Origin of the sequence: Ruegeria atlantica, assembly GCF_001458195.1 — a bacterium.
Classification (GTDB): Bacteria; Pseudomonadota; Alphaproteobacteria; order Rhodobacterales; family Rhodobacteraceae; genus Ruegeria; species Ruegeria atlantica.
Genome location: NZ_CYPU01000039.1, coordinates 322,704 through 345,695, shown reverse-complemented (window position 1 = coordinate 345,695; position 22,992 = coordinate 322,704). Strand labels below are relative to the sequence as shown.

The 22,992-nt window shown below is 57.8% G+C and carries 20 protein-coding genes; 12 read left to right on the top strand and 8 right to left on the bottom strand.

From position 1 onward, the window contains the following. The first annotated feature begins 2 nt into the window (after positions 1 to 2). The gene (locus RUA4292_RS11590) at positions 3 to 1,565 is read left to right on the top strand and encodes an efflux transporter outer membrane subunit (protein WP_058278170.1); all 1,563 of its coding nucleotides are present in this window, start codon (positions 3 to 5) and stop codon (positions 1,563 to 1,565) included. Positions 1,566 to 1,572: 7 nt separating this feature from the next. On the opposite strand, the gene mprF is transcribed toward RUA4292_RS11590, so the two are convergent. Together mprF and RUA4292_RS11580 are read right to left on the bottom strand one after the other, a co-directional pair. Continuing rightward, entirely contained in the window at positions 1,573 to 4,182 is a 2,610-nt protein-coding gene (gene mprF, locus RUA4292_RS11585; RefSeq protein WP_058277713.1) for a bifunctional lysylphosphatidylglycerol flippase/synthetase MprF, read from the bottom strand. Positions 4,183 to 4,280: 98 nt separating this feature from the next. Then, the gene (locus RUA4292_RS11580) at positions 4,281 to 4,709 is read right to left on the bottom strand and encodes an Lrp/AsnC family transcriptional regulator (protein ID WP_058277712.1); all 429 of its coding nucleotides are present in this window, start codon (positions 4,707 to 4,709) and stop codon (positions 4,281 to 4,283) included. Positions 4,710 to 4,795: 86 nt separating this feature from the next. On the opposite strand from RUA4292_RS11580, the gene rocF reads away from it, so the two are divergent. From rocF to ocd, 3 genes are read left to right on the top strand one after another with little or no spacing between them, the layout of a single operon-like run. Then, entirely contained in the window at positions 4,796 to 5,716 is a 921-nt protein-coding gene (rocF, locus tag RUA4292_RS11575) for an arginase (protein WP_058277711.1), read from the top strand. After that, positions 5,716 to 6,636 (top strand): citrulline utilization hydrolase CtlX, encoded by a 921-nt coding sequence (gene ctlX / locus RUA4292_RS11570; protein WP_058277710.1) that lies wholly within the window; start codon positions 5,716 to 5,718, stop codon positions 6,634 to 6,636. Before rocF ends, ctlX begins: the two co-directional genes overlap by 1 nt. Before the next feature lie 6 nt (positions 6,637 to 6,642). Further along, on the top strand, positions 6,643 to 7,686 hold the full coding sequence (ocd, locus tag RUA4292_RS11565) for an ornithine cyclodeaminase (RefSeq protein ID WP_058277709.1): 1,044 nt from the start codon (positions 6,643 to 6,645) through the stop codon (positions 7,684 to 7,686). Positions 7,687 to 7,738: 52 nt separating this feature from the next. Here ocd and RUA4292_RS11560 read toward each other — a convergent pair whose 3' ends face one another. The 3 genes from RUA4292_RS11560 to dctP form a co-directional block, all read right to left on the bottom strand. Beyond that, positions 7,739 to 9,142 (bottom strand): TRAP transporter large permease, encoded by a 1,404-nt coding sequence (locus RUA4292_RS11560; RefSeq protein ID WP_058277708.1) that lies wholly within the window; start codon positions 9,140 to 9,142, stop codon positions 7,739 to 7,741. A 3-nt stretch (positions 9,143 to 9,145) separates the two neighbouring features. Then, positions 9,146 to 9,775 carry a TRAP transporter small permease gene (locus RUA4292_RS11555; RefSeq protein ID WP_058277707.1) on the bottom strand — a complete coding sequence of 210 codons (630 nt, stop codon included), beginning with the start codon at positions 9,773 to 9,775 and terminating at the stop codon, positions 9,146 to 9,148. Between the two features lie 63 nt (positions 9,776 to 9,838). Continuing rightward, positions 9,839 to 10,855, bottom strand: coding sequence for a TRAP transporter substrate-binding protein DctP (gene dctP, locus RUA4292_RS11550; protein WP_058273822.1), 1,017 nt, complete (start codon positions 10,853 to 10,855; stop codon positions 9,839 to 9,841). Between the two features lie 427 nt (positions 10,856 to 11,282). Here dctP and acs point away from each other — a divergent pair, with 427 nt between their 5' ends. From acs to RUA4292_RS11510, 8 genes are all read left to right on the top strand, one after another. Then, positions 11,283 to 13,247, top strand: a complete 1,965-nt coding sequence (gene acs / locus RUA4292_RS11545) for an acetate--CoA ligase (protein WP_058277706.1) — start codon at positions 11,283 to 11,285, stop codon at positions 13,245 to 13,247. Positions 13,248 to 13,254: 7 nt separating this feature from the next. Beyond that, the gene (locus RUA4292_RS11540; protein WP_058277705.1) at positions 13,255 to 13,938 is read left to right on the top strand and encodes an adenylate kinase; all 684 of its coding nucleotides are present in this window, start codon (positions 13,255 to 13,257) and stop codon (positions 13,936 to 13,938) included. A 184-nt stretch (positions 13,939 to 14,122) separates the two neighbouring features. Further along, entirely contained in the window at positions 14,123 to 14,407 is a 285-nt protein-coding gene (locus RUA4292_RS11535; RefSeq protein WP_058274238.1) for a DUF4212 domain-containing protein, read from the top strand. Between the two features lie 5 nt (positions 14,408 to 14,412). Beyond that, positions 14,413 to 16,197: a sodium:solute symporter family protein gene (locus tag RUA4292_RS11530; RefSeq protein WP_058273825.1), complete on the top strand. Its 1,785-nt coding sequence runs from the start codon at positions 14,413 to 14,415 to the stop codon at positions 16,195 to 16,197. Between the two features lie 111 nt (positions 16,198 to 16,308). Further along, positions 16,309 to 18,132, top strand: a complete 1,824-nt coding sequence (locus RUA4292_RS11525; protein WP_058277704.1) for a DUF294 nucleotidyltransferase-like domain-containing protein — start codon at positions 16,309 to 16,311, stop codon at positions 18,130 to 18,132. 46 nt (positions 18,133 to 18,178) lie between these two features. Then, positions 18,179 to 18,697, top strand: a complete 519-nt coding sequence (locus tag RUA4292_RS11520) for a hypothetical protein (RefSeq protein WP_058277703.1) — start codon at positions 18,179 to 18,181, stop codon at positions 18,695 to 18,697. Between the two features lies 1 nt (position 18,698). Next, the gene (locus RUA4292_RS11515) at positions 18,699 to 20,111 is read left to right on the top strand and encodes a 3'-5' exonuclease (RefSeq protein ID WP_058277702.1); all 1,413 of its coding nucleotides are present in this window, start codon (positions 18,699 to 18,701) and stop codon (positions 20,109 to 20,111) included. Between the two features lie 89 nt (positions 20,112 to 20,200). Beyond that, positions 20,201 to 20,701, top strand: a complete 501-nt coding sequence (locus RUA4292_RS11510; RefSeq protein ID WP_058278169.1) for a flavin reductase family protein — start codon at positions 20,201 to 20,203, stop codon at positions 20,699 to 20,701. Positions 20,702 to 20,704: 3 nt separating this feature from the next. Here the strand turns inward: RUA4292_RS11510 and RUA4292_RS11505 are convergent, their stop codons facing one another. From RUA4292_RS11505 to RUA4292_RS11495, 3 genes are read right to left on the bottom strand one after another with little or no spacing between them, the layout of a single operon-like run. Next, positions 20,705 to 21,184 (bottom strand): DUF6505 family protein, encoded by a 480-nt coding sequence (locus RUA4292_RS11505; RefSeq protein ID WP_058278168.1) that lies wholly within the window; start codon positions 21,182 to 21,184, stop codon positions 20,705 to 20,707. After that, positions 21,184 to 21,879, bottom strand: a complete 696-nt coding sequence (locus tag RUA4292_RS11500) for a biotin/lipoate--protein ligase family protein (protein WP_058277701.1) — start codon at positions 21,877 to 21,879, stop codon at positions 21,184 to 21,186. Before RUA4292_RS11500 ends, RUA4292_RS11505 begins: the two co-directional genes overlap by 1 nt. Further along, positions 21,876 to 22,937, bottom strand: coding sequence for an Mrp/NBP35 family ATP-binding protein (locus RUA4292_RS11495; RefSeq protein ID WP_058277700.1), 1,062 nt, complete (start codon positions 22,935 to 22,937; stop codon positions 21,876 to 21,878). The genes RUA4292_RS11500 and RUA4292_RS11495 overlap by 4 nt, the downstream gene beginning before the upstream one ends. Positions 22,938 to 22,992: the final 55 nt, after the last annotated feature.

Below are 22,992 nucleotides of genomic sequence, written 5' to 3'. Positions count from 1 at the left end.
TGATGACCCGGGCCAGACTTTACCGCCGACTGATGGGCACGGCCCTATGCGCCGCGCTGCTGGTCGGCTGCGCACCAGTTGGCCCGGATTTCGTGCGCCCCAGCTCTCCGGTCGTGAAGCAATGGATCGAGGTCAACAGCCCAAGCACTGGTCAAAGCGGTCTGACCTCGCGCAGTGCGCCTGTGGTGAAATGGTGGGAGACGTTCAACGACCCCACTCTCAACAAACTGATAGCCGAAGCCTATGCCCAGAACCTTGATCTGCAGGTTGCCGGTGCGCGCGTTCTGCAGGCACGCGCGCAGTTGGGCATTGCGTTTGGCGAGCTGTATCCGCAATCACAGGCCATCGGCGCATCCATCGAACGCCGTCAGGTCAGCGACAACCTCGGACCGATTTCCGATATCCGCCGGATCATTCCGTTGGACACCGAGTTTTCGACCTCGCAAGTCGGCTTTGATGCCCAATGGGAACTCGACGTGTGGGGCCAGCAACGTCGTGGCGTTCAGGCCGCGCGATCCAATCTGGCGCTGCAAGTGGCCAATTATGACGACGCGCTTGTCACGCTGACCGGCGATGTTGCTGCTCTGTATGTCAACATTCGTGCCTTGCAGGAGTCGCTGGCCGTGGCGCGCAACAACATCCAGTTGCAACAGGAATCCGCAGATCTGACCCAATTGCGGTTTGACAATGGCGTAACAACCGAGCTGGACGTGCAGGAATCCACGGCCCTGTTGAACAATACCAAGGCCTTGGTGCCAGAGATTGAGAGTGATCTTCAACAGGCCAAAAATGCTTTGGCCGTGCTGCTGGGAACCACCCCTTCCCGCATGACCAGCCTACTAGGCAATTCCGGGCGGATCCCCTCTGCGCGTACGAATGTGTCCGTCGGTGTCCCTGCCGAGCTTCTGCGCCGCCGCCCAGACGTTCGCGCAGCCGAGTTGGCAGCGGCCACGCAATCAGCGCAGGTCGGGATCGCTTTGGCCGACCTCTATCCGCAATTCATCCTGTCGGGTGCTATTGGCCTGCAGGCCTCGGGCGGGCAAGATCTGTTTTCAGCAGGCAGCAACACCGGGCTCGCGAATGCCGGTGTGGTCTGGAACGTGCTGAACTATGGCCGGATCAAAAACAACGTCCGCGCGCAGGATGCGGCCTATCAGGCGTTGATCGCCAATTACCAGAACACTGTCCTGACCGCTTATTCCGAGGTTGAAAGCGCGATGGTGGCCTATGCCCAATCTCGCAAGCAAGTTGGCTTTTATGAAAAAAGCGTCGCGGCTTCGCGCAAAGCGGCCGATATCGCCATCGACCAGTATCGGGACGGTATCGCCAGCTATTCGCGTATCCTGAACACCCAAACAGCGCTGCTGCGATCTCAGGCCAATTTGATTCAGGCCCGCCAGCAGGTTTCCAGTAATCTGGTTGCGGTTTACAAGGGATTGGGTGGCGGCTGGCAGATCCGGCAGAACCAAGAATTCCTACCAGAAACCGTTCTGGCCGAAATGGCATATCGCACGGATTGGGGCGATCTTCTGGAGAAAACCCCAACCCGCGCCAGTCTGAACTGAGTGTTAGTTACTTCGCCAGCCCGCGCAAACCGCCTGAAATCAGGATGTTCACCTCGTACAGAATACGTGGTGCTGCCAGACCACCGGGGCTGGCGAGGTAATTCGGGCTCCACTCCGGATCGAACTTCTGCTTGAAAGATCGCAGCCCTTCGAAGTGATAGAACTGCTCGCCGTGCTCATAAACGAACCCTCCGACGCGGTTCCAGAAAGACGCCAGTTGCCGGTTCTCAATTCCCGAAAACGGTGCCGCTCCTAGCGAGAACCAATGGAACCCCTGCTCTGCCCCCCAGGTCATCATCTCGGCAAACAAGGCGTCCATGATAAAGTTCGACCCGTCCGGCTCATACCGCATCAGGTCCAACGACAATTCGGACTTGTTCCCGCCTTGGAAGAGGTTGGCGAAGGCGACGATCTTTCCCGTATCTGTCTTCTTCAGCACCGCGAAATCGAAATAGGACAGGTATTCATCGTCAAACCCGCCCAAGGCAAAGCCCTTTTCCTCACCAGCCTTATGCTCCAGCCAATCGTCTGAAATCTTGCGCAGTTCGGGCAATACAGGGCCCACTTTGTCCTTCGGTATGATCTCGAATACGTACCCTTCGCGTTCGGCCCGGTTCTTGGCCTGACGGAACCGCTTGCGAGATTTGCCGTCCAGCGAGAAATCTTTCAACGGCACCCGCGCGACCTCTCCGATCTTCAGAATAGACAGGCCCAGATCCAGAAACGTCGGCAAGTACTTAGTCGATACGCTGTAGAAGGCGCACAACTTGCCCTCACGGTCCGCCATTTCGCGCAATTGCCAGATCAGTTGCTTTCCGGCGGTTTCATCCCCAACCGGCTCCCCCTTGGTGATCAGTGCATTGCCTGTGTCGGCATAGGCCAGAAATGCGTCATCGTCCGGTGAAATCAGGAATTGCTTGTCGCCGGTCAGTGAAATCTGCGACTCGGTGTCTTCGCTTTCCATGACCAGGCGTTCAACAACCTCGGGGATCTCTGTCCGGACCGGTTCCGGAACTTCGCGCCCGAACAAAGAATTCACGGCCACCACGCCAAGAATAACCGCCACCACAAGACTGGATCGCAAAAAGCGTGAGGCGTCACCGTTCCACGCAAACTCCCACCACAAAGCGTTCTGATATTCGACATGCGAATAGGAAAACAGCCCGACCCAAAAGACGACCAAAAGCAAGGCGACCACGCTGACCAGCCACGGGATGTTCAGGCGGAAAATCGATGCCCCGCTGACGCGGTAAAACGCCCCGCGAAACGTGGCCAGCAAGGCGATTGTGCCCAACATGCTGATCGCTTCGTGCGTATCGAGACCCTTGGTCAGCGATGCGACGAACCCGGCAACCATCAGCAGCATGGCCGCTATCCATGCGCGGTACAGCTTGCGGAACAGGCCGCGTGAAACAAGGATCAGTAGAACTCCAACAGCGCTGCCGGCAAGATGCGAGGCTTCGACGAAGGACAAAGGCAGAAAGTCCCGCAATGCGCTAAGGTTCTCGCTGCCTGCAGGCAACGCCCCAGACACCAGCAGAATGACACCCGCCACAGCTGCGACACCGGCCGCGACCATCGGCACAATCGGACGGATCACGCGGTAAACCCACGTGGCGGCTCCGCTGATGTGATGTCGGTGCGTCAGGGCCGAAGCCACCGCGATGGACAGCGTCGCAATGGCGAACGGCAGGAAGGTATAGACCAACCGGTAAAGCAACAGGGCCGCGATCACGTCAGACCGACCGGAGGCCCCTAGCCCGGCGATCAAAGTTGCCTCAAACGCGCCAATTCCGCCCGGGGCGTGGCTGAGAATTCCCACCGCGATCGCGCCAATGTAAACGGTGAAGAAGAACGGAAACCCAACCCCCAGGTCATCTGGCATCAACACATACAGCGTCATGGACGCCCCAAACAGGTCACCCACAGCCGCCAGCGTCAGCAATCCAGGCAACTTGCCGCCCGGCAAATTGAAACCCAAACCACCGGTGGCCAGTCTGCGTCCACCCTTGGAAAGCCAAATGAACAGCGTTGCGAAACCCACAAGCAGGCACAGCCCCATCACGGTTTCGACGGTGTCACTTATGGGCAGAACCTTGGACACGCCATCTGGATGAAAGGTTAGCAACCCACCCAAAAGCAGAATGAAACCTGACCAGAATGCGATCCAGGATGTGGCGATCACCCCCGCGACCCGACCCAGATCAAGACCCAGAGAGGCATAGATCCGATACCGGATCGCCGTGCCGGTGATGTAGGAAAACCCGAGGCAATTCGACACGGCGTAGCCACAGGCGCCAGCCATGCCTGCGACAGGCAAAGGGACCTCGCCATCCGCCACACTTTGCACGGCAAACACATCGTAAAGTGAGAGAGATAAAAAGCTGACAGCCGTCCAACACAGGGCGAAAAACATCAATTTCCACGATGTATTCGCGACGTCGGTTTTTACATCAGCCCATTTGACGTGCGAAGACAGCTCGTGCAGGACGGTCAGGGCAATAAGCGTGACCAGAATCGGTATCGCGATCCGGACAAGGGGCTTTTCAAGAAACCCCGAAACCCGTTCGGCCAGGCGTACAGCCCAGAGTTCTTCGACATTTTCATGAGTTGCCATGCTTTGTCCCTGCTCTCAGGCTCGATCACACTCTGCACGATCGAAACGCGCAAGCCGACTTTTGCACATTTTCGTTCAGGCTCAAAGCACTACGGGGGTCACAACCGACCTTTGCGGGTGGACAGCAGCAGGTTGGTCTCGGACTTGGTGATCCCCTCCATACGGCGAATCTGGAACAGCACCTCGTCCAACTCGGCCAGTGTTTCGGTCCAGATTTCGGCGATCAGATCCCAGCTGCCGTTTGTGGAGTGAACAGCACGCACCTGACGCATGGCGGCAATTCGGGCCATCGTGCGCTCTGTTCCGCGGCCTTCGATTTCCAGCATCATCAAGCCGCGCACCGGGCTTTGCGCCACGTCCTGACGGGTGAGTACCGTAAACCCAACAATCTCTCCGGATTGTTTGAGGCGCTGCAGGCGGCTGCGAACCGTAGTGCGCGTCACACCCAGCGTTTCGGCGAGCTCGGACAGGGACGCCCTTGCATCCCGGTGCAAGGCGCTGAGCAGCCTGCTATCCAAATCGTCCATGACTGCTTCTCATTTCGTTTATCCGAATGCCATTTTGAACATTTTGCTGTCTTTTCGCAAGCCATCACGAGGGTCTAGATAGTCATATGGATACGCAAAATGTAATATTGGTTGGCGCACCAATGGACGCAGGTAAGCGTCGTCAGGGGTGCCGCATGGGCCCGGACGCCTACCGGGTGGCCGGTCTGGAACAAGCTCTGACTGACCTCGGGCACCAAGTGTCGGATATCGGCAATGTCAGCGCCGATCCGTCAGATGTACCGGAGCATCCACACCTTGTGGCGCTGCCCGAGTGCATCGGCTGGACCAGCGCCCTGAGCCGCGCCGCACAGGAAACCGCGCCGAACGGACTGCCGATTTTTATGGGCGGCGATCACGCTTTGTCCATGGGCACAGTTGCCGGGATGGCAGCACATGCCGACAGGATCGGTCGCCCCCTGTTCGTGCTTTGGCTGGACGCGCACAGCGACTTTCATACACCAGACAGCACCGGCAGCGGCAACCTGCACGGCACACCGGTTGCCTATTTCACCGGGCAACCCGGGTTTGACGCCTTTCCTCCGCTGGCTGCCCCGGTCCCAACGGACCGAGTGGGTATGATCGGCCTGCGATCCGTGGACCCGGCTGAACGTGCACGATTGGAACAGGATCAGGCCATGCTGGCAGACATGCGCAGCATTGATGAACATGGCATCAAGGCGCCGTTGATCGCGCTCCTCGACCGAGTACGCGCAGCAAACGGTATCCTGCACGTCTCGCTGGACGTCGACTTTCTGGACCCTTCAATTGCGCCCGCTGTTGGCACCACTGTTCCTGGAGGCGCGACCGAACGCGAAGCCCATCTGGTGATGGAACTGCTGCACGAAAGCGGTCTGGTCTGCTCACTGGACCTGGTCGAACTGAACCCGTTTCTGGATGAGCGTGGACGAACCGCAAAACTGATGGTCGATTTGGCTGCCTCCTTGCTGGGCCGCCGCATCTTCGACCGTCCGACCCGGAGCTTCTGATGAATTCCCTTCAATCTCCTTCCGCAGTCGTCATGGTGCGCCCGCATGAGTTTATCTCGAACCCGGAAACCAGCAATGACAATGCGTTTCAGACGCTGGCACACCGGTCCGCCGAGGCAACTTCAGCAGCCGCGCGCGATGAACATGATCGCGCGGTAGAGCAACTGCGTGAAGCCGGTGTCACGGTTCATGTCTTTGACGATCACGGCCACCTGAACACGCCTGACAGTGTCTTTCCCAACAACTGGTTCTCGACACATCCCGGCGGACATGTGGCGATCTACCCGATGTTTGTTCCATCGCGTCGGAGCGAACGCCGCACCGATGTTATCGAGTTGTTGAAACAGGAAGACCGCGTTCAGGACGTAATCGACTATTCGGGACTAGAGCAGGACAATCTTGCGCTTGAAGGCACTGGCGCAATGGTTCTCGACCACGTCGGACGCATTGCCTACACGGTCAAGTCCAACCGCGCCGACCCCGTTCTATTGGAGCGGTTCTGTACCAACTTCAACTACGAACCCATCGCGTTCGAAGCCCGGGACGCCGAAGGCAGAGATGTCTATCACACCAATGTCCTGATGGGGATCGGCACACATTATGCACTGATCTGCCTCGACATGATTGCCGACCCGGAACGCCGTGCGACAGTCAAGGCGCGACTGGAGGAATCCGGTCGTACCGTCATCGACCTGTCGCATGACCAGATCGCAAATTTTGCCGGAAACACCATTGAGCTCAGTGGCCGCGACGGCCTTGTTCTGGCGCTTTCCAGCCGCGCCAAAGCTGCGCTTAAGCCCGCACAGATCGACATCATCGAAGACAGCGCGGCTTTGCTGCCATTGTCGGTTCCAACCATTGAAACAGCCGGAGGATCAGTACGTTGCATGATCGCCGGTATCCACCTTTCCCGCCGATAGGAGACCATGATGCAACCTTCTGACAAGGCGCTTGTGCCCTTTGTATCCGTCGACAACATGATGCGGCTGGTGCACCATATTGGGCTTGAAAAGATGATCACTCAAATCGCGGCTCAGATTGAATCCGACTTCAAACGCTGGGAAAGCTTTGACAAGACCCCTCGCATTCCGGCGCATTCTCCCCATGGCGTAATCGAACTGATGCCAACCTCGGATGGTGAGGCATATGGGTTTAAATACGTCAACGGGCACCCCAAGAACACGTCCGAGGGCCTGCAGACCGTGACAGCCTTTGGCCTTCTGGCCGACGTCTATACCGGCTACCCTACGCTTTTGACCGAAATGACGATGTTGACCGCCCTTCGCACGGCGGCAACCTCGGCCCTTGTCGGCAGCCATCTGGCACCAAAGTCATCGCGCGTCATGGCGATGATTGGGAATGGCGCTCAGTCCGAGTTCCAATGCCTGGCGTTCAAGGCCATGTGCGGGATCGACACTGTGCGCCTTTACGATACAGATCATGCGGCCACCGAAAAATGCGCGGCAAACCTTAAAAATTCCGGGCTGACGGTCGTGCTTTGCAAAACACCCGAGGACGCCATCGAAGGCGCTCAGATCATTACGACCTGCACCGCAGATAAGAAAAACGCAACGATCCTGACCGACAACATGGTTGGACCGGGCGTCCACATCAATGCAATTGGCGGTGATTGCCCCGGCAAGACCGAACTACACCGCGATATTCTGCTGCGCTCGGACATCTTCGTCGAATACCCGGAACAAACACGCATCGAGGGCGAGATTCAGGCCTTGGCCGAGGATCACCCAGTGACCGAATTGTGGCAGGTCATGACCGGCCAGGCCAAGGGCCGACGCGACGACCGACAGATCACTCTTTTTGATAGCGTTGGCTTCGCGATCGAGGATTTCTCGGCCTTGTGCTACGTCCAGTCCGCCATCAAAGGCACTGATTTCTTTGAACCTTTGGACATGTTGGCAGATCCGGATGATCCGCGGGATCTGTATGGAATGCTGATGCGGGCGAGCTGAAGAACCCGCACTTCACGTCGACTAGCCCCCGGTTCACCACCGGGGGCTTTTTCTATCCGGCCAGCGACGGCAGGTAGAGTACGATACCGGGAAACGCCACGAGCAGCGCGATCGTCACGCCATCGGCGATGAAGAACGGGGTTACGCCTTTGAACACGTCCTGAACGCTCAGATCCGGACGCACGCCTGCAACCACGAAACAATTTAGGCCAATAGGAGGCGTGATCAGGCAAAACTCGGCCATTTTCACCACCAGAATACCAAACCAGATCGCACACATCGGACCTGACATGCCAAAGGCGCTTTCGGCGGCACTGACCGTCTCCCCTCCGTTTAGGGCCATGACCGCCGGATAGACGACCGGTAATGTCAGCAACAGCATCCCGATGGCATCCATGAACATGCCTAAGACCGCATAGGCGAGCAGGATACAGATCAGTATCAGCATCGGTGACATTTCCAACGAAGTGATCCAGTCCGAAAACGCGCCTGGAAGATCCGCAAACCCCAGAAACCGTACGTAGATCAGCACCCCCCAGATGATCGTGAAGATCATGGCCGTCAGTTTGGCGGTTTCCAGCAGCGCCGATTTCAGCTCGGGCCACCGCATTCCGTGGAAAAGGGCGAAACAGAAGACGATGAAGGCACCGATTGCTCCGCCTTCGGTTGGAGTGCCCCAGGCCTTTTCTCCAAACGGGTTATAGACAAAGCAAATGATGATCAGGATTACAGCGACAATCGGAAAGGCGCCCGGCAGCGACGCAAAACGCTGCTTCCAGGTGAAGCCTGTTACCGGTGGACCAACGTTTTTGAACACAACCGCGATGCCGACGATCAGCAGACCGTACACAACGGCCGAAAATGCACCGGGGATAAACCCGGCAAGCAGCAGTTTGCCCACATCCTGTTCCACGATGATCGCATAGATCACAAGGATCGCGGATGGCGGGATAAGGGATGCAAGTGTACCGCCCGCTGCGACCACTCCGGCTGCGAATTGCTTGTTGTAACCGACTTTCAGCATCTCGGGGATAGCGATCCGGGCGAAAACTGCCGAGGTCGCCACCGACGCGCCAGAAACGGCCGCGAACCCGGCTGTGGCGAACACAGTCGAAACCGCGAGCCCTCCGGGCACCCACGCAACCCAACGTTTAGCGGCCTCGAACAACGCGCGCGTCAGGCCCGCATAATAGGCCAGATAACCGATCAGGATAAAGGTGGGGATCAGGCTGAGCGTATGGGCCGCAACCTTGGAATGGGGCACCTGCCCCGCCGTCTTGACCGCGACGGTTAATGCTTTGCCGAAGCGATCCGGATCGTATCCGAACTTGGCCCAGAAAATCCAAACCAACCCAAACAGCCCCGCAAGCCCCGCCGCGAAGGCCACGCGCATTCCGGTCACAACCAAAACCAGCAGGCCACCCGTGACCCACAGGCCAATCTCTATCGAGTCCATGCGCTAGTCCTGCCCTTCGAATTGTTCGGCTTCGGCAGCGGCCTGAGCAGCCGCATCCTGTATCAGTGGAACGGCTACGGGGCTTTCGGCCCCTAAGATCAGCGCGCGACCATATCCCCAAACCTGAAGTAACAGCCGTAGGCAAAGCACCGAGAACGCCACAGGTGCCAGCAGTTTGGCCGGCCAAAGCGGGATACCGATGTCGATTGAACTGTCCCGGCTCCACATCGGCGCGCCAAAGTCGAACGAGCGGTCAAAATGGGACCAACTGCCCCAGACCAAGGCCAGCATCAGCACCAGCATCAGAAGAACCGAAATAAGCTCGAACAGCCACAGCGCCCGGCCGTGCAGGCGTGAGATGACAATGTCCATCCGTATATGACCGCCATCGCGCTGAACATATGAAATGCCCAGAAAAGCAATCAGCGGCATCGCCTGTTCGATCCAGTCGACATATCCCGGCAAAGGTGCGTTAATCGCATTGCGTCCGCTGACCGAGACCACCGCCAGAACCATAAGACTGAACACGGTAAGGCCGCTGATCAGAGCCAGAAACCGCTCTAACCTCAACAACTTACGGTCCAAAGAACTCAGGAGGCTGTTGTCGTCAAGCACCGTGGCCTGTCCTGCCATTGCGGTGTTCCCCTGTATTTTTATTGGTGTCCGGATGCCCCGATGGGCATCCGGATTATGTGCTTAGTTACCGCTGCGTTGCTGTTCCAGCGTGGACTGGACCAGATCATACAGGTCCTGCGCAGGAATACCCTGAGCGGACATATCCTCAATCCACTGTGCCCGGATGGGATCGGCAGCTTTGGTGCGGAACTCTGCGATTACCGCATCATCGATCTGTACCTTTGCGACGCCCTTTTCGTCCAAAACACTGTCCCACTGATCCAGCAGCGATCCATAATTGGCCAGATAGTGATCAATCGCTTCGTCGATCGAACTGTCCAGTGCTTCGCGATGCTCAGCTGGCAGTGCCTCATAGGCATCGATATTGACCACAACCGGGCAATTCACAGTGCCAGGGTTCAGGTTGGCCGTCCACCAATCCGCTTCGTTGATCGTGCCAAAAGACAGGTGCGCGTGCTGAGCAAAGGCAACCGTGTCAACGACACCGGACTCCATTGCGTTAAAGGCCTCGGTTGCAGGAACCGAAGTCGGCACACCACCTACCGCCTCGAATGCCTTGCCCAGACCACCTGTGGCGCGGACACGCATGCCTTCGAACTCGGCAAGTTCGTCACGCGGGTCGCCGGTTCCGACGATGTTGTACTGCGGCATGGGCGAGGTCATGATGATACGCGCATTCCACTGCGCCATCTCATCCTTAACGGCAGGGTGATCGTAAACCGCGTGGCTGACAGCAACTTCCTCATCCAGGTTGTTCACGCCTAGGAACGGCAGTTCCAGAACGGTGATCGCGCGGTTTTTGTCGCGATGATATCCGGCACAGAACTGCGCCATCTCAAACGCACCAATTTCGATTCCATCCAGGTTTTCGCGCGGCTTGGACAGGCCGCCATAGCTGACATTGATGGTGAAATCGCCGTTTGTCTTTTCGCTGACCAACTCAGACAGTTTCTCAACATGCTCGGTGAACGCACGACGTTTGCCCCAGACCGAAGCATTCCATTCAGTTGCGGCTGCCTCGGACACGAACGCAACACACAAGGCGGCCACAGCAGAGCCGCTCAAAATCTTTTTCATACTGATTTCTCCCTTTGCTGCACCCCCTTACCGAGGCGCTTGCGGTCAAAGCTAGCGCCAACATCGGAATGTGCCAACCCCCGGTCAGCATTCATGGCCAGCAAGGAACGGTACCGTTGAGCGCTAACAACCGAAAGGTGAGTCTCAGGTGCAATTTAGTTGCAATCGGGCGGCTTATTTCCTCACAAATTTTCATTACATCCAAGGCTATGTAAAAAAACCACTATTCCCAATGACAGCCTCTTTCTTTACAAAATCACTCCGAGTCAAAAAAATAATTTACAAACTAATCGTGATAAATCGGTAATTTATTCCCTTGTTTTCAGCTCTCCGTATTATTGCGCATAAGGAGGAAACAGATCGACATCGCCAGTTCAGCAGGCAAAATCGGTCTGATTCAATATGATCCAGAGGGAGGAGCCTCAGAATGACAACCGCTGCCCAGGCAGAAGCCAATACCTTTCCGCCGTCCGCCGAAACCGTGGCCCGCACGCATGTTAACGCTGAAAAATACACTGAGATGTATGCGGCTTCGATCAACGATCCCGTCGCGTTCTGGGACGAACAAGGCAAGCGGATCGACTGGATCAAGCCCTACACACAGGTCAAAGACGTAAACTATGATTTCGGCTCGGTCGGAATCAACTGGTACGCAGACGGCACGCTGAACGTTTCGGCCAACTGTTTGGACCGTCACCTGAAAACCCGCGGCGATCAGACGGCGATCATCTGGGAGCCGGATGATCCAAAAGACGAAGCGCAGCACATCACCTATGCTGAGTTGCACCGCCGGACCTGCCGGATGGCAAACATTCTGGAATCGCTGGGCGTGCGTAAGGGCGACCGCGTTGTGATTTATATGCCGATGATCCCCGAGGCCGCCTATGCCATGCTGGCCTGCGCGCGCATTGGCGCGATCCATTCGATCGTCTTTGCAGGCTTCTCACCAGACGCTTTGGCGGCGCGCGTCAATGGCTGCGACGCAAAGGTTGTCATCACCGCCGACGAGGCCCCGCGAGGCGGCCGCAAGACTGCGCTGAAATCCAATGCGGATGCTGCTCTTCTGCACTGCAAAGACACAGTGAAATGCCTGGTGGTCAAGCGCACCGGTGGTCAGACCACATGGATCGACGGCCGCGACTATGATTACAACGAAATGGCGCTTGAGGCCGATGACTACTGCGCCCCTGCTGAGATGAGCGCCGAAGACCCGCTGTTCATCCTCTACACCTCCGGCTCGACCGGACAACCCAAGGGTGTGGTACATACCACTGGCGGCTATCTGGTTTTCGCATCGCTGACCCATGAGATCACCTTCGACTACCACGAGGGCGATGTGTATTGGTGCACGGCTGACGTGGGCTGGGTCACCGGCCACAGCTATATCGTCTATGGCCCGCTGGCCAACGGCGCAACTACACTGATGTTCGAAGGCGTTCCGACCTACCCCGACGCAGGCCGTTTCTGGGAGGTGTGCGCCAAGCACAAGGTCAACCAGTTCTACACCGCACCAACCGCAATCCGCGCGTTGATGGGACAAGGCAACGAGTGGGTCGAGAAGCATGATCTGAGCGACCTCAAACTACTGGGCACCGTGGGCGAACCGATCAACCCTGAAGCCTGGAACTGGTACAATGAGGTCGTCGGTAAAGGAAATTGCCCCATCGTTGACACGTGGTGGCAGACCGAGACCGGCGGTCACCTGATGACACCCCTGCCCGGTGCACACGCGATGAAGCCTGGTGCCGCGATGAAGCCTTTCTTTGGCATTCAGCCCGTGGTTCTGGACCCGCAATCAGGCATCGAGATCAACGGCAACGGCGTCGAAGGTGTTCTGTGTATCAAGGACAGCTGGCCCGGCCAAATGCGCACCGTCTGGGGTGATCATGAACGGTTCGAAAAGACCTATTTCTCGGACTACAAAGGTTACTACTTTACCGGTGACGGTTGTCGTCGTGATGAGGATGGAGATTACTGGATTACCGGTCGTGTGGATGACGTGATCAACGTCTCGGGCCACCGAATGGGGACCGCCGAGGTCGAAAGCGCGCTTGTCGCGCATGCCGCCGTCGCCGAGGCCGCTGTGGTCGGATACCCCCATGAGATCAAGGGGCAAGGCATCTATTGCTATGTCACTCTGATGAATGACCGTGAGCCGTCGGATGAATTACTGAAAGAGCTGCGCACCTGGGTCCGGACCGAGATCGGCCCGATTGCATCGCCTGACGTAATCCAGTGGGCGCCCGGCCTGCCCAAGACCCGCTCGGGCAAAATCATGCGCCGTATCCTGCGCAAGATCGCCGAGAACGACTTTGGCGCATTGGGCGACACTTCGACATTGGCTGATCCGTCGGTGGTCGAAGACCTGATCGAAAACCGTGCGAACAAGTGAGGATGTGATGGACGCTGCCACGATCACCACACCCGCTGTTCTGATCCTTCTCGGCCCTCCGGGTGCCGGGAAGGGAACACAGGCCCGTATGCTCGAGGATAAGTTCGGGTTGGTTCAACTCAGCACCGGCGACCTGCTACGCGCCGCTGTCGCAGCGGAAACCGATGCTGGGAAAGCCGCAAAGGCCGTGATGGAAGCTGGTGATCTGGTCAGCGACGACATCGTCATTGCCATCCTTCGTGATCGCCTAGCTGAGCCGGACTGCGCCAAGGGCGTCATTCTGGACGGCTTTCCGCGCACCACGGTTCAGGCCGTGGCGTTGGATGGGCTACTTTCGGAAACCGGGCAGAAGATCAACGCCGCCATCAGTCTTGAAGTCGAAGATGGCGAAATGGTTATCCGCATCTCGGGCCGCTACACCTGTGCCGGATGTGGCGAAGGGTTCCATGACACGTTCAAAATCCCAGCCATTAAAGGCAAATGCGACAAATGCGGCAGCACGGAATTCAAGCGCCGCGCTGATGATAATGCCGAAACCGTCGCCTCACGTCTGGCGGCCTATCATGCGCAAACCGCGCCGCTGATTACCTATTACCAAGACCACGGTGTTCTCAAAGGTCTGAACGCCATGGGCAATATCGACGACATCGCAGGCAATCTGGAAAGGATCGTCAGCGACGCCATGAACTAAGGGAAGACGGCCCGCCCTGAATAAGGGTTTAATTCCTAAAGGAAAACTTCAAAGTACCCGCCTTGGCGGATCGGAGAAGTTTTGCCCGATGCCGTCCGGCATTCGGCAAATCGAAAAGCGGCCCCGCGCGTTGGAGGTTTAAGACAACGGGTCGCCCATGGAAGAAGCGAAGGAGGAACCCGCAATGGCGGATCAATCAACAAACTCCGCGCAGACTGCCGAGGCCGACAAAGGCTATTGGCAGGCGAACCTGCGTCTCATCTACATCAGCCTCGTGATCTGGGCGCTGGTGTCTTTTGGATTCGGCATTCTGCTGCGTCCGCTGCTGTCTGGCATCGCCGTTGGCGGCACCGATCTGGGCTTTTGGTTCGCTCAGCAAGGATCGATCCTGGTCTTTCTGGTGCTGATCTTCAACTACGCCTGGCGCATGAACAAGTTGGACGCCGAATACGGCGTGGATGAGGAGTAAGCGGAATGGACCAGTTTACCATCAACTTGCTCTTTGTCGGCGCGTCTTTTGCGCTGTACATCGGCATCGCGATCTGGGCCCGCGCGGGTTCCACATCAGAATTCTACGCCGCCGGTCGCGGCATTCACCCGGTCACCAACGGCATGGCAACAGCGGCAGACTGGATGTCTGCGGCCTCGTTCATTTCGATGGCAGGCCTGATCGCCTTTACCGGCTATGACAATTCGACCTTCCTGATGGGTTGGACCGGTGGTTACGTGCTTCTGGCACTGCTGCTTGCGCCCTATCTGCGTAAGTTTGGCAAATACACTGTATCGGAATTCATCGGCGACCGTTTCTACAGCCAGACCGCGCGTATCGTTGCGGTGATCTGTTTGATCGTTGCATCGGTGACTTACGTGATTGGTCAGATGACCGGTGTGGGCGTGGCCTTTGGCCGCTTCCTCGAGGTATCGAACACCTCCGGTCTGCTGATCGGCGCCTGTGTCGTGTTTGCTTACGCGGTGTTCGGTGGGATGAAAGGCGTGACCTACACTCAGGTCGCTCAGTACTGCGTACTGATCACCGCCTACACTATCCCGGCGATCTTCATCTCGCTGCAGCTAACGGGTACGCCGGTTCCGGCGCTGGGTCTGTTCAGCGACACCGCAAGCGGTGAGCCTCTGCTGACCAAGCTGGATGCGATCGTGACCGAGCTGGGCTTTAACGAATACACAGCTCATCACTCGAACACGCTGAACATGGTTCTTTTCACACTGTCGCTGATGATCGGCACCGCCGGTCTGCCCCACGTGATCATGCGCTTCTTCACCGTGCCGAAAGTGTCTGACGCCCGCTGGTCCGCTGGCTGGACGCTGGTCTTCATCGCTCTGCTGTATCTAACCGCCCCTGCGGTTGGCGCAATGGCGCGTCTGAACATCACCGACATGATGTGGCCCAACGGTGGCATCGAAGGTGGCGCTGTCTCGGTCGAGGATATCGACAATGATCCGCGCTATGACTGGATGCAGACGTGGCAGAAAACCGGTCTGTTGGACTGGGAAGACAAGAACGGCGACGGCAAGATCCAGTACTACAACGACAAGAACGCCGACATGCAGGCACTTGCGGAAGAAAAAGGCTGGGTTGGAAACGAGCTGACCAAGTTCAACCGCGACATCCTGGTTCTGGCCAACCCCGAGATTGCCAACCTGCCGGGTTGGGTGATCGGTCTGGTCGCTGCCGGTGGTCTTGCGGCTGCTCTGTCGACCGCTGCGGGTCTGTTGCTGGCGATCTCGTCGGCGGTATCCCACGACCTTGTCAAAGGTGCGATCAACCCGCAAATCTCTGAAAAAGGAGAACTGCTGGCCGCTCGTATCGCAATGGCTGTGGCCATCGTCGTTGCAACCTATTTGGGTCTGAACCCACCGGGCTTTGCGGCGCAAACCGTGGCCCTGGCGTTTGGTCTGGCGGCTGCCTCGATCTTCCCGGCGCTGATGATGGGGATCTTCTCGACCCGTATCAACAACACCGGTGCTGTCGCAGGTATGCTGGCTGGTCTGACCGTAACTCTGGTCTACATCTTCCTGCACAAGGGCTGGCTGTTCATTCCGGGCACCAACTCGTTCACTGATGCTGATCCGCTTCTGGGTCCGATCAAGTCGACCTCGTTCGGCGCCATCGGTGCAATGATCAACTTTGGCGTCGCTTACGTCGTCGCCGGAATGACCAAAGAGACTCCGCCGGAGATCGTTGAATTGGTCGAAAGCGTCCGCATTCCCCGTGGCGCTGGCGCAGCTCAGAACAAGTGAGCATGATGCGGCATATGGTTAACTTCCATGTGCCGCGTCTTTCGACCGACTGTTCCCGCCCGGCACTCCACCGGGCGGGATTTTTCAAAACCGGAATCACAGGACTGTACGATGCCCCTGTCTCATGACGAAATCACCCGGTTCCTGAAATCCGTCCACCCCTATGATGCCCTGCCCCTAGAAACACTGGATCAGATCGCCAATCAGGTCGAGGTTTGGGAAGTCGAGGAAGACTTTCCCGTGTACGAACTTGGGCGCACCCTGCCCGGCGTTTTCGTGATCTATGAAGGGCACGTTGAAATCACCGATGAGAATGACGCCGTGGTATCTCATCTTGGTCTGCGCAATTCGTTTGGTGAGCGTGGGCTACTGAAAGACGGGAAAGCCGCAACCAAGGCGCGCGCGCATACGCCATCCGTTTTGCTGGTTCTGCCGCCAGATCTGGTGCGCGAGTTGATCGATGGGCATGACGTCGTTTCGAAATTCTTCAACCGGACCCGTTCGAACCGGTCCGGCCCGCAAAGCCTGGCCACCAGCGCGATTGACGTTCTTATGGCGCATAACCCTGCAACCTGCCCACCGGATACATCAGTTCAAGAAGCCGCCCGGATCATGCGTGACAAGCACATTTCATCCTTGTGCGTCACCGAAGCGGATAACCTGCTGGGCATCGCCACCTTGCGCGACATCTCGGGCAAATACGTGGCCAATGGCATGCCCGCAGAGACGCCGGTGTCAGCGATCATGACAGCGAACCCAATCACCCTGTCGCCATCTGACATTGGATCGGACGTTCTGCACGTGATGATGGAACGCGGGATCGGTCATATCCCGATCAGCGAAGGTGGACGTTTGGTCGGCATCGTAACGCAAACGGACCTAACCCATTATCAGGCGGTGAATTCGGCAGAGCTTGTCCGCCGTATTGCCCAAGCGGACTCAGCGGATCAAATGGCGGTGGTAACGGCTGAAATCCCGCAACTTCTGGTGCAACTGGTGGCTGCCGGAAACCGGCACGAGATCGTGACGCGGCTGATAACGGACATTGCAGACACGGCAACCCGCCGGTTGTTGGCCTTGGCCGAGGACAAGCTGGGCCCAGCACCCGTTCCCTATCTGTGGTTGGCCTGTGGGTCGCAAGGGCGGCAAGAACAAACCGGAGTATCCGATCAGGACAACTGTCTGATGCTGGACAACAGCGTGACCGATACCGATATGAAGTACTTCGCCGAGCTTGCCACGTACGTGTCGGATGGCCTGGACACCTGCGGATATTTCTATTGCCCGGGCGACATGATGGCGACCAACCCACGATGGTGTCAGCCTGTCCGCGTTTGGCGCGACTACTTCAACGGGTGGATCGCCAAACCGAACCCCGAGGCGCAAATGCTGGCCTCAGTCATGTTCGACCTGCGCCCTATCGGAGGGGCCTTTCACTTGTTCGACGATCTGCAGGCCGAGACACTGACAGCGGCCAACGCAAACTCGATCTTTGTGGCGCACATGATCTCGAACTCGCTTAAGCACACGCCTCCGTTGGGTCTGTTGCGCGGGTTTGCGACCATCCGGTCTGGTGAACATCGCAACACGCTGGACCTCAAACATAACGGTGTGGTCCCAGTCGTTGACCTTGCGCGGATCTACAGCCTTCAGGGCCAGTTGACCGAAGCCAATACTCGGGCGCGTTTGAAAGCAGCCGCATCTGGCGGCATCCTCAGCCCCTCGGGCGCGCGGGATTTGCTGGATGCGTATGATCTGATCGCAGAAACCCGCCTTGAGCATCAGGTCAGGCTTGTGAAGGGTGATCAAAAGCCGGACAATTTCCTGCCGCCCTCAGACCTGTCAGATTTTGAACGAAGTCATCTTCGGGATGCGTTCGTTGTGGTAAAAACCATGCAATCGGCAGTAGGTCACGGCAAGGGAATGCTGGGCTAAACCGGCAATAACTATTGGCGACTACGCAAGACATACGGAGAGTCACATGTTTCTGGAACTGATTGGCACCATATTTGCAGGCTTTGCCTTTGCCGGCATCGTAATGGTTCTGAACAAAGTGACGGGTGGCCGCCTGCCCCGCTGGATGACGCCCGTTGCGGCTGGTCTGGGTATGATCGGCATGACGATTACCAGTGAATATTCCTGGTACGACCGCACACGCGATACCCTTCCCGAAGGTATGACCGTCATTCAAGAGGTTGAAAGCCGCGCCTTCTATCGCCCCTGGACCTATGCTGTGCCCTTCGTAGACCGCTTTGCCGCCATTGATGCCGGTTCTGTTCGCACCAATGAACAGGTTCCCGAACAACGGTTGGTAGAACTGTATCTCTTTGGTCGCTGGGCTCCGGTCTCAAAATTGCCGGTCGTGGTCAACTGCAAAGAGTTCAGCCGCGCCAATCTTGCGGATGGGGCAGAATTCGCGGATGACGGCCGGCTACTGAACGCCGACTGGATCGACGTCACCGCCAGTGACCCAATCGTCGAGGCAACCTGCGGAGTGTGACATGCTGAACCGGTTAAGCCTGCGTCTGCGCATTTTCCTGTTCTTCTGCCTGTTGGCCTTTGGCGCTCTGACTGTCAGCTCGCTGGCACTGTGGATCAGCTATCGGCGCGTTGCTGATCCTGATCTGCTTGATTCCTTCATCTTTGCCGAAATCCTGATGGGTTTTGGGTTTCTGGCTTTGACTGCGGCGGTTTGGTTATTGTTCGACGACAATGTTGCAAAGCCAATCGAACGGATATCCGCCCAACTTAGGGCCCGCGCGCATGCCGGGGTCAGCACCGAATTGGACACACAGGCCGCGCGATATTTGGGTGATCTGGCACCAGCCGCGGCCGGACTAGCCGACCAATTGTCCGGTAAAGCCATGGACGTAGCGCAGGCCGTGGCCGAAGAGACGGCACATCTGGCGGCAGAAAAATACCGTCTAACGGCCTTACTGACCGAAATTCCAGTTGCGATGCTGTTGGCGAGCCCAACACACAAGATCGTTTTGTACGATGGTCAGGCGGCCGAGGTTCTGGCACAGGTTGCGCATCCCCGGCTGAATGCCTCGTTGTTTGAATACCTGCAATCTGATCCGCTGGAGGAAGCTCATGCCAAACTGGTGAAGACCGGGCTTGAGGTCGCCTGCACGCTAACCAGCGTCGATGGTACGCAGAGTTACCGCGCGCGCATAAAGCCCCTTGGCGGCGCACCCGGATACATGCTGATCTTCGAGGACAGTGCCGCGAACATCGCACCCGAAGCCGCACGGCCTTTGGTATATGACTTCGACTTGCTGAACACGTCGACGGACGAAGCCTTCGAAAATCTAGCTCTGCAGGATTTGTGTTTCGTCGTGTTTGACACCGAAACCACCGGACTGCTGCCCCACAAGGATGAAATCGTTCAGATCGGAGCAGTACGGGTTGTCAACGGGCGCATCGTGGACGGAGAGCAGCTGGACATGCTGGTTGATCCTGGCATCCCGATCCCTCCGGCCTCAACCAAGGTGCATAAGATCAGTGATCGCATGGTTCAGGGTGCGCCGGGCATCGCCGAAGCCGGGCGCGCGCTGCATCAGTTTGCCCGCGATGCAGTGATCGTGGCCCATAACGCGCCATTCGACATGGCGTTTCTGCGGCGGCATGCAAACCGCATGGAAGTCGATTGGGATCACCCCATTCTGGATACGGTTCTGTTGTCTGCCGTGCTGTTCGGGGCAAGTGATAAACACACGCTGGATGCTCTGTGTGAACGGTTGGAAATCACCATCCCCGAACAACTGCGCCATACCGCCCTGGGTGATGCGGTTGCTACCGCCGAAGCGCTGGTCAGAATGCTACCAATGCTGCAGGCGCGCGGCATGACAACCTTTGGCCTGGTCGTTGAGGCAACGCGCCAACATGGTCGTCTGTTGGAGGATCTGAACTAGTTTGGAAAATGCGCAAACCTGGCGCAGCTTTTCATGGACAAACCCTGCGTGTCGTGGCACCTGAGGCACGGCCACGGGATCAGCACGCAATGACGGAAAAACAATTCACTCCAACCCCGGATCAAAGCACCGCTTTTCGCGAAGCGTTGGGGTGTTTCGGAACCGGTGTGACGGTGATCACCACGAACACCGATCAGGGCCCTCGGGCCATTACGGTCAATTCATTCGCGTCGGTATCCCTGGACCCGCCACTTGTTTTGTGGTGCTTGGCCAAAGACTCCAACCGGTTCGACGATTTCAACACCAGCCGACATTATTCGATCCACGTGATGGGACAGGATCAACAGGAACAGGCCTTGCGCTTTGCGCGCGACGGCAAGGATTTTTCGCACGCGGAATGGGCCCACGACCCAGCGCGCCGGCCCCAATTATCCGGTTGTCTGGCGCGGTTCGATTGTCAGGTGCACGCCCAACACGATGCGGGGGATCACCTGATCATTGTTGGTGAGGTTCAAAAGGTCATGTACCGCACCGGCAAAGGTTTGATCTTTAAGCGCGGTCAATTTGGCGGCTTTGCGGATCTGATCTGACGGTTATTCGTCCAACGACCCATGTACGGCCAGAGCCTCTAGCTGAGTCTCTTGCGGCGTGATCACACGGAAAGCCTCACGCACTCCGGCGTCTGACAGCTCACGCGAGACGGTCAGCAGCGTGTTTGGGTTATGCTCATCACACAGCTCGGACATGTGGGCGATCTCGGCCCGTGCGACGTCCATGGCTGCCTCGACCGACGGTGCCCCGTAAAGCTGCACAAAGTGTTCGGCAAGGCTCTGCGCGATCTGATCCAGCTCGGCCTGTTCCACCTGCGTGACCGCGACGAATGTCACCCGCCCAAAGGTTTCCACGCCCAACCAGCCATTCGCAAAAGCCTGACGCGCCTTGCCTTCAAGATCGCCTTCGCCCCAATTTGAGAACTCGAATCCACCCGAAATGCACCATTCCCCGGTTCGCGCCGGGGAGTGAAACACATTCATGTCGCTTTCGTCGAAATGGATTGCGCGCGCTAGTTTCATCATCCGTTCTCCAACAATTCTGTCAGCGGGCGAAGCTGTGTATCTGAACCTTGCCGGATCAGCATGCCGAACCGTTCATCCGTTCCCAGAAACACACCCGCTTCACCGAAGGGCTCTCCCACTCCGCGCAGCAGGCCTATCCATTCTCCGTGCACAGGCGCGTTGCCGTCCTCTTGCCAGCGATTCAGCCATGTCATCATGTGCCGCGACCAGCTTTCGACAAGCTGCGTTGCCGAGACATCCGCGCAGCCCTCGTCGTAAAGTGCGGTGACATCCGGGTTTTCGCCCGGTGCCTGACTGGTTTGCAGCAGCGCCAAATCCCAACCGACGATCAGCCAATCCGGTTCTGCTTCTGGATCTGCATCCGAAGCTGCCACACGGAACATTCCGCATTGGGCCCCATTCACACAGATCAGCCCGTCCCAGCCCAGATGAACCGCGACCTCAGGCGGAGCTAGCGCGCCCAGCGCGTTCTGGAACCCAACAGCGCAAAGCGGCACCATTGCCATCGCATCGCGCAAGACAACCTCGGGGGCAAAAACGATGGCCACACGCAGGCGATCGGCCTGAATGTTATAAACCACGGTACCGGCATCACAGCCCAGCGCAGCCATGGCCTGCGCGCGCTCGAACGGGTCTTCCCCACCCTGCACCGGGTGGCCCGTCAGCAAAGGGGGAAAGACCGGCTCGTTCATGCGTTGCCCTTGGCAATCATGCCGCGCGCAATTTGGCGAAACGCTTCGGCTTGCGGACTGTCGGGCTTGCTGACCACGATCGGTGCACCGCCATCAGCGGCAACGCGGATATCCAGATGCAGCGGGATCTCACCCAGCAAAGGAACGCCCAGCGCCTCGGCTTCGGACTTAACGCCGCCATGGCCGAACACATGTTCTTCATGGCCGCAGTTCGAGCAGATATGCGTCGACATATTCTCAATCATCCCAAGGATGGGCGTCTTGAGCTGGTTGAACATGTCGATCCCCTTGCGGGCATCGATCAGAGCCACGTCCTGAGGGGTCGAGACAACAATGGCGCCGTCCACGTTGAACTTCTGGCTCAGCGTCAGCTGCACATCGCCCGTGCCCGGTGGCAGGTCGACGATTAGCACATCCAGCGCGCCCCATTGCACCTGACCCATCATCTGTTGCAACGCGCCCATCAGCATCGGACCACGCCAGACGACGGCCTGCCCTTCATTGGTCATCAGGCCCATCGACATCATGGTGACGCCGTGGTTGCGCAATGGCAGGATCGTTTTGCCGTCAGGACTGGCCGGACGGCCCGAAACACCCAGCATCCGCGGCTGCGACGGCCCATAAACATCCGCATCCAGCAGACCAACGCGTCGCCCTTCAGCCGCCAAGGCACAAGCCAGGTTGGCGGAAACCGTGGACTTGCCAACGCCACCCTTACCAGAAGCCACAGCAATAATCCTGTCCACACCCGGCACGGCCTGCGGTCCGGTCTGCGAAGGTTTCGGCTTAGGCTTCAGATCCGGCGGTGCTTTTTCGGAATGTGCGGTCAGCATGGCGGAAACTGTCGAAACACCATCGACCAGTTTCGCGGCCTGTTCGGCAGCGGCGCGGACGGGCTCCATACGCTCAGCCTGCTTGGGGTCGATCTCCAGCACAAAGCGCACGGTGTCGCCTTCGACGTTCAGCGCGCGAACAACTCCAGAGCTGACGATGTCCTGTCCGGAGACGGGGTCGGTAATCTTTCTCAGGTTTGCAAGAACTGCGTCACGAACACTCATGCGTCATTCTCCTTTTGGAACCCGCTGGCTAGGGCTCTGCGTATCGACAAGCTGT

Bases quoted from the DNA above. Each gene is read 5' to 3' on its own strand.
- rocF (WP_058277711.1), top strand. From the start codon at position 4,796: ATGGATACGCAAAATGTAATATTGGTTGGCGCACCAATGGACGCAGGT.
- RUA4292_RS11505 (WP_058278168.1), bottom strand. From the start codon at position 21,184: ATGAAACTAGCGCGCGCAATCCATTTCGACGAAAGCGACATGAATGTG.
- RUA4292_RS11530 (WP_058273825.1), top strand. From the start codon at position 14,413: ATGGACCAGTTTACCATCAACTTGCTCTTTGTCGGCGCGTCTTTTGCG.
- RUA4292_RS11560 (WP_058277708.1), bottom strand. From the start codon at position 9,142: ATGGACTCGATAGAGATTGGCCTGTGGGTCACGGGTGGCCTGCTGGTT.
- acs (WP_058277706.1), top strand. From the start codon at position 11,283: ATGACAACCGCTGCCCAGGCAGAAGCCAATACCTTTCCGCCGTCCGCC.
- RUA4292_RS11525 (WP_058277704.1), top strand. From the start codon at position 16,309: ATGCCCCTGTCTCATGACGAAATCACCCGGTTCCTGAAATCCGTCCAC.
- RUA4292_RS11510 (WP_058278169.1), top strand. From the start codon at position 20,201: ATGACGGAAAAACAATTCACTCCAACCCCGGATCAAAGCACCGCTTTT.
- dctP (WP_058273822.1), bottom strand. From the start codon at position 10,855: ATGAAAAAGATTTTGAGCGGCTCTGCTGTGGCCGCCTTGTGTGTTGCG.
- RUA4292_RS11540 (WP_058277705.1), top strand. From the start codon at position 13,255: ATGGACGCTGCCACGATCACCACACCCGCTGTTCTGATCCTTCTCGGC.
- RUA4292_RS11515 (WP_058277702.1), top strand. From the start codon at position 18,699: ATGCTGAACCGGTTAAGCCTGCGTCTGCGCATTTTCCTGTTCTTCTGC.
- RUA4292_RS11555 (WP_058277707.1), bottom strand. From the start codon at position 9,775: ATGGCAGGACAGGCCACGGTGCTTGACGACAACAGCCTCCTGAGTTCT.
- ocd (WP_058277709.1), top strand. From the start codon at position 6,643: ATGATGCAACCTTCTGACAAGGCGCTTGTGCCCTTTGTATCCGTCGAC.
- mprF (WP_058277713.1), bottom strand. From the start codon at position 4,182: ATGGCAACTCATGAAAATGTCGAAGAACTCTGGGCTGTACGCCTGGCC.
- RUA4292_RS11590 (WP_058278170.1), top strand. From the start codon at position 3: ATGACCCGGGCCAGACTTTACCGCCGACTGATGGGCACGGCCCTATGC.
- RUA4292_RS11495 (WP_058277700.1), bottom strand. From the start codon at position 22,937: ATGAGTGTTCGTGACGCAGTTCTTGCAAACCTGAGAAAGATTACCGAC.
- ctlX (WP_058277710.1), top strand. From the start codon at position 5,716: ATGAATTCCCTTCAATCTCCTTCCGCAGTCGTCATGGTGCGCCCGCAT.
- RUA4292_RS11580 (WP_058277712.1), bottom strand. From the start codon at position 4,709: ATGGACGATTTGGATAGCAGGCTGCTCAGCGCCTTGCACCGGGATGCA.
- RUA4292_RS11500 (WP_058277701.1), bottom strand. From the start codon at position 21,879: ATGAACGAGCCGGTCTTTCCCCCTTTGCTGACGGGCCACCCGGTGCAG.
- RUA4292_RS11520 (WP_058277703.1), top strand. From the start codon at position 18,179: ATGTTTCTGGAACTGATTGGCACCATATTTGCAGGCTTTGCCTTTGCC.
- RUA4292_RS11535 (WP_058274238.1), top strand. From the start codon at position 14,123: ATGGCGGATCAATCAACAAACTCCGCGCAGACTGCCGAGGCCGACAAA.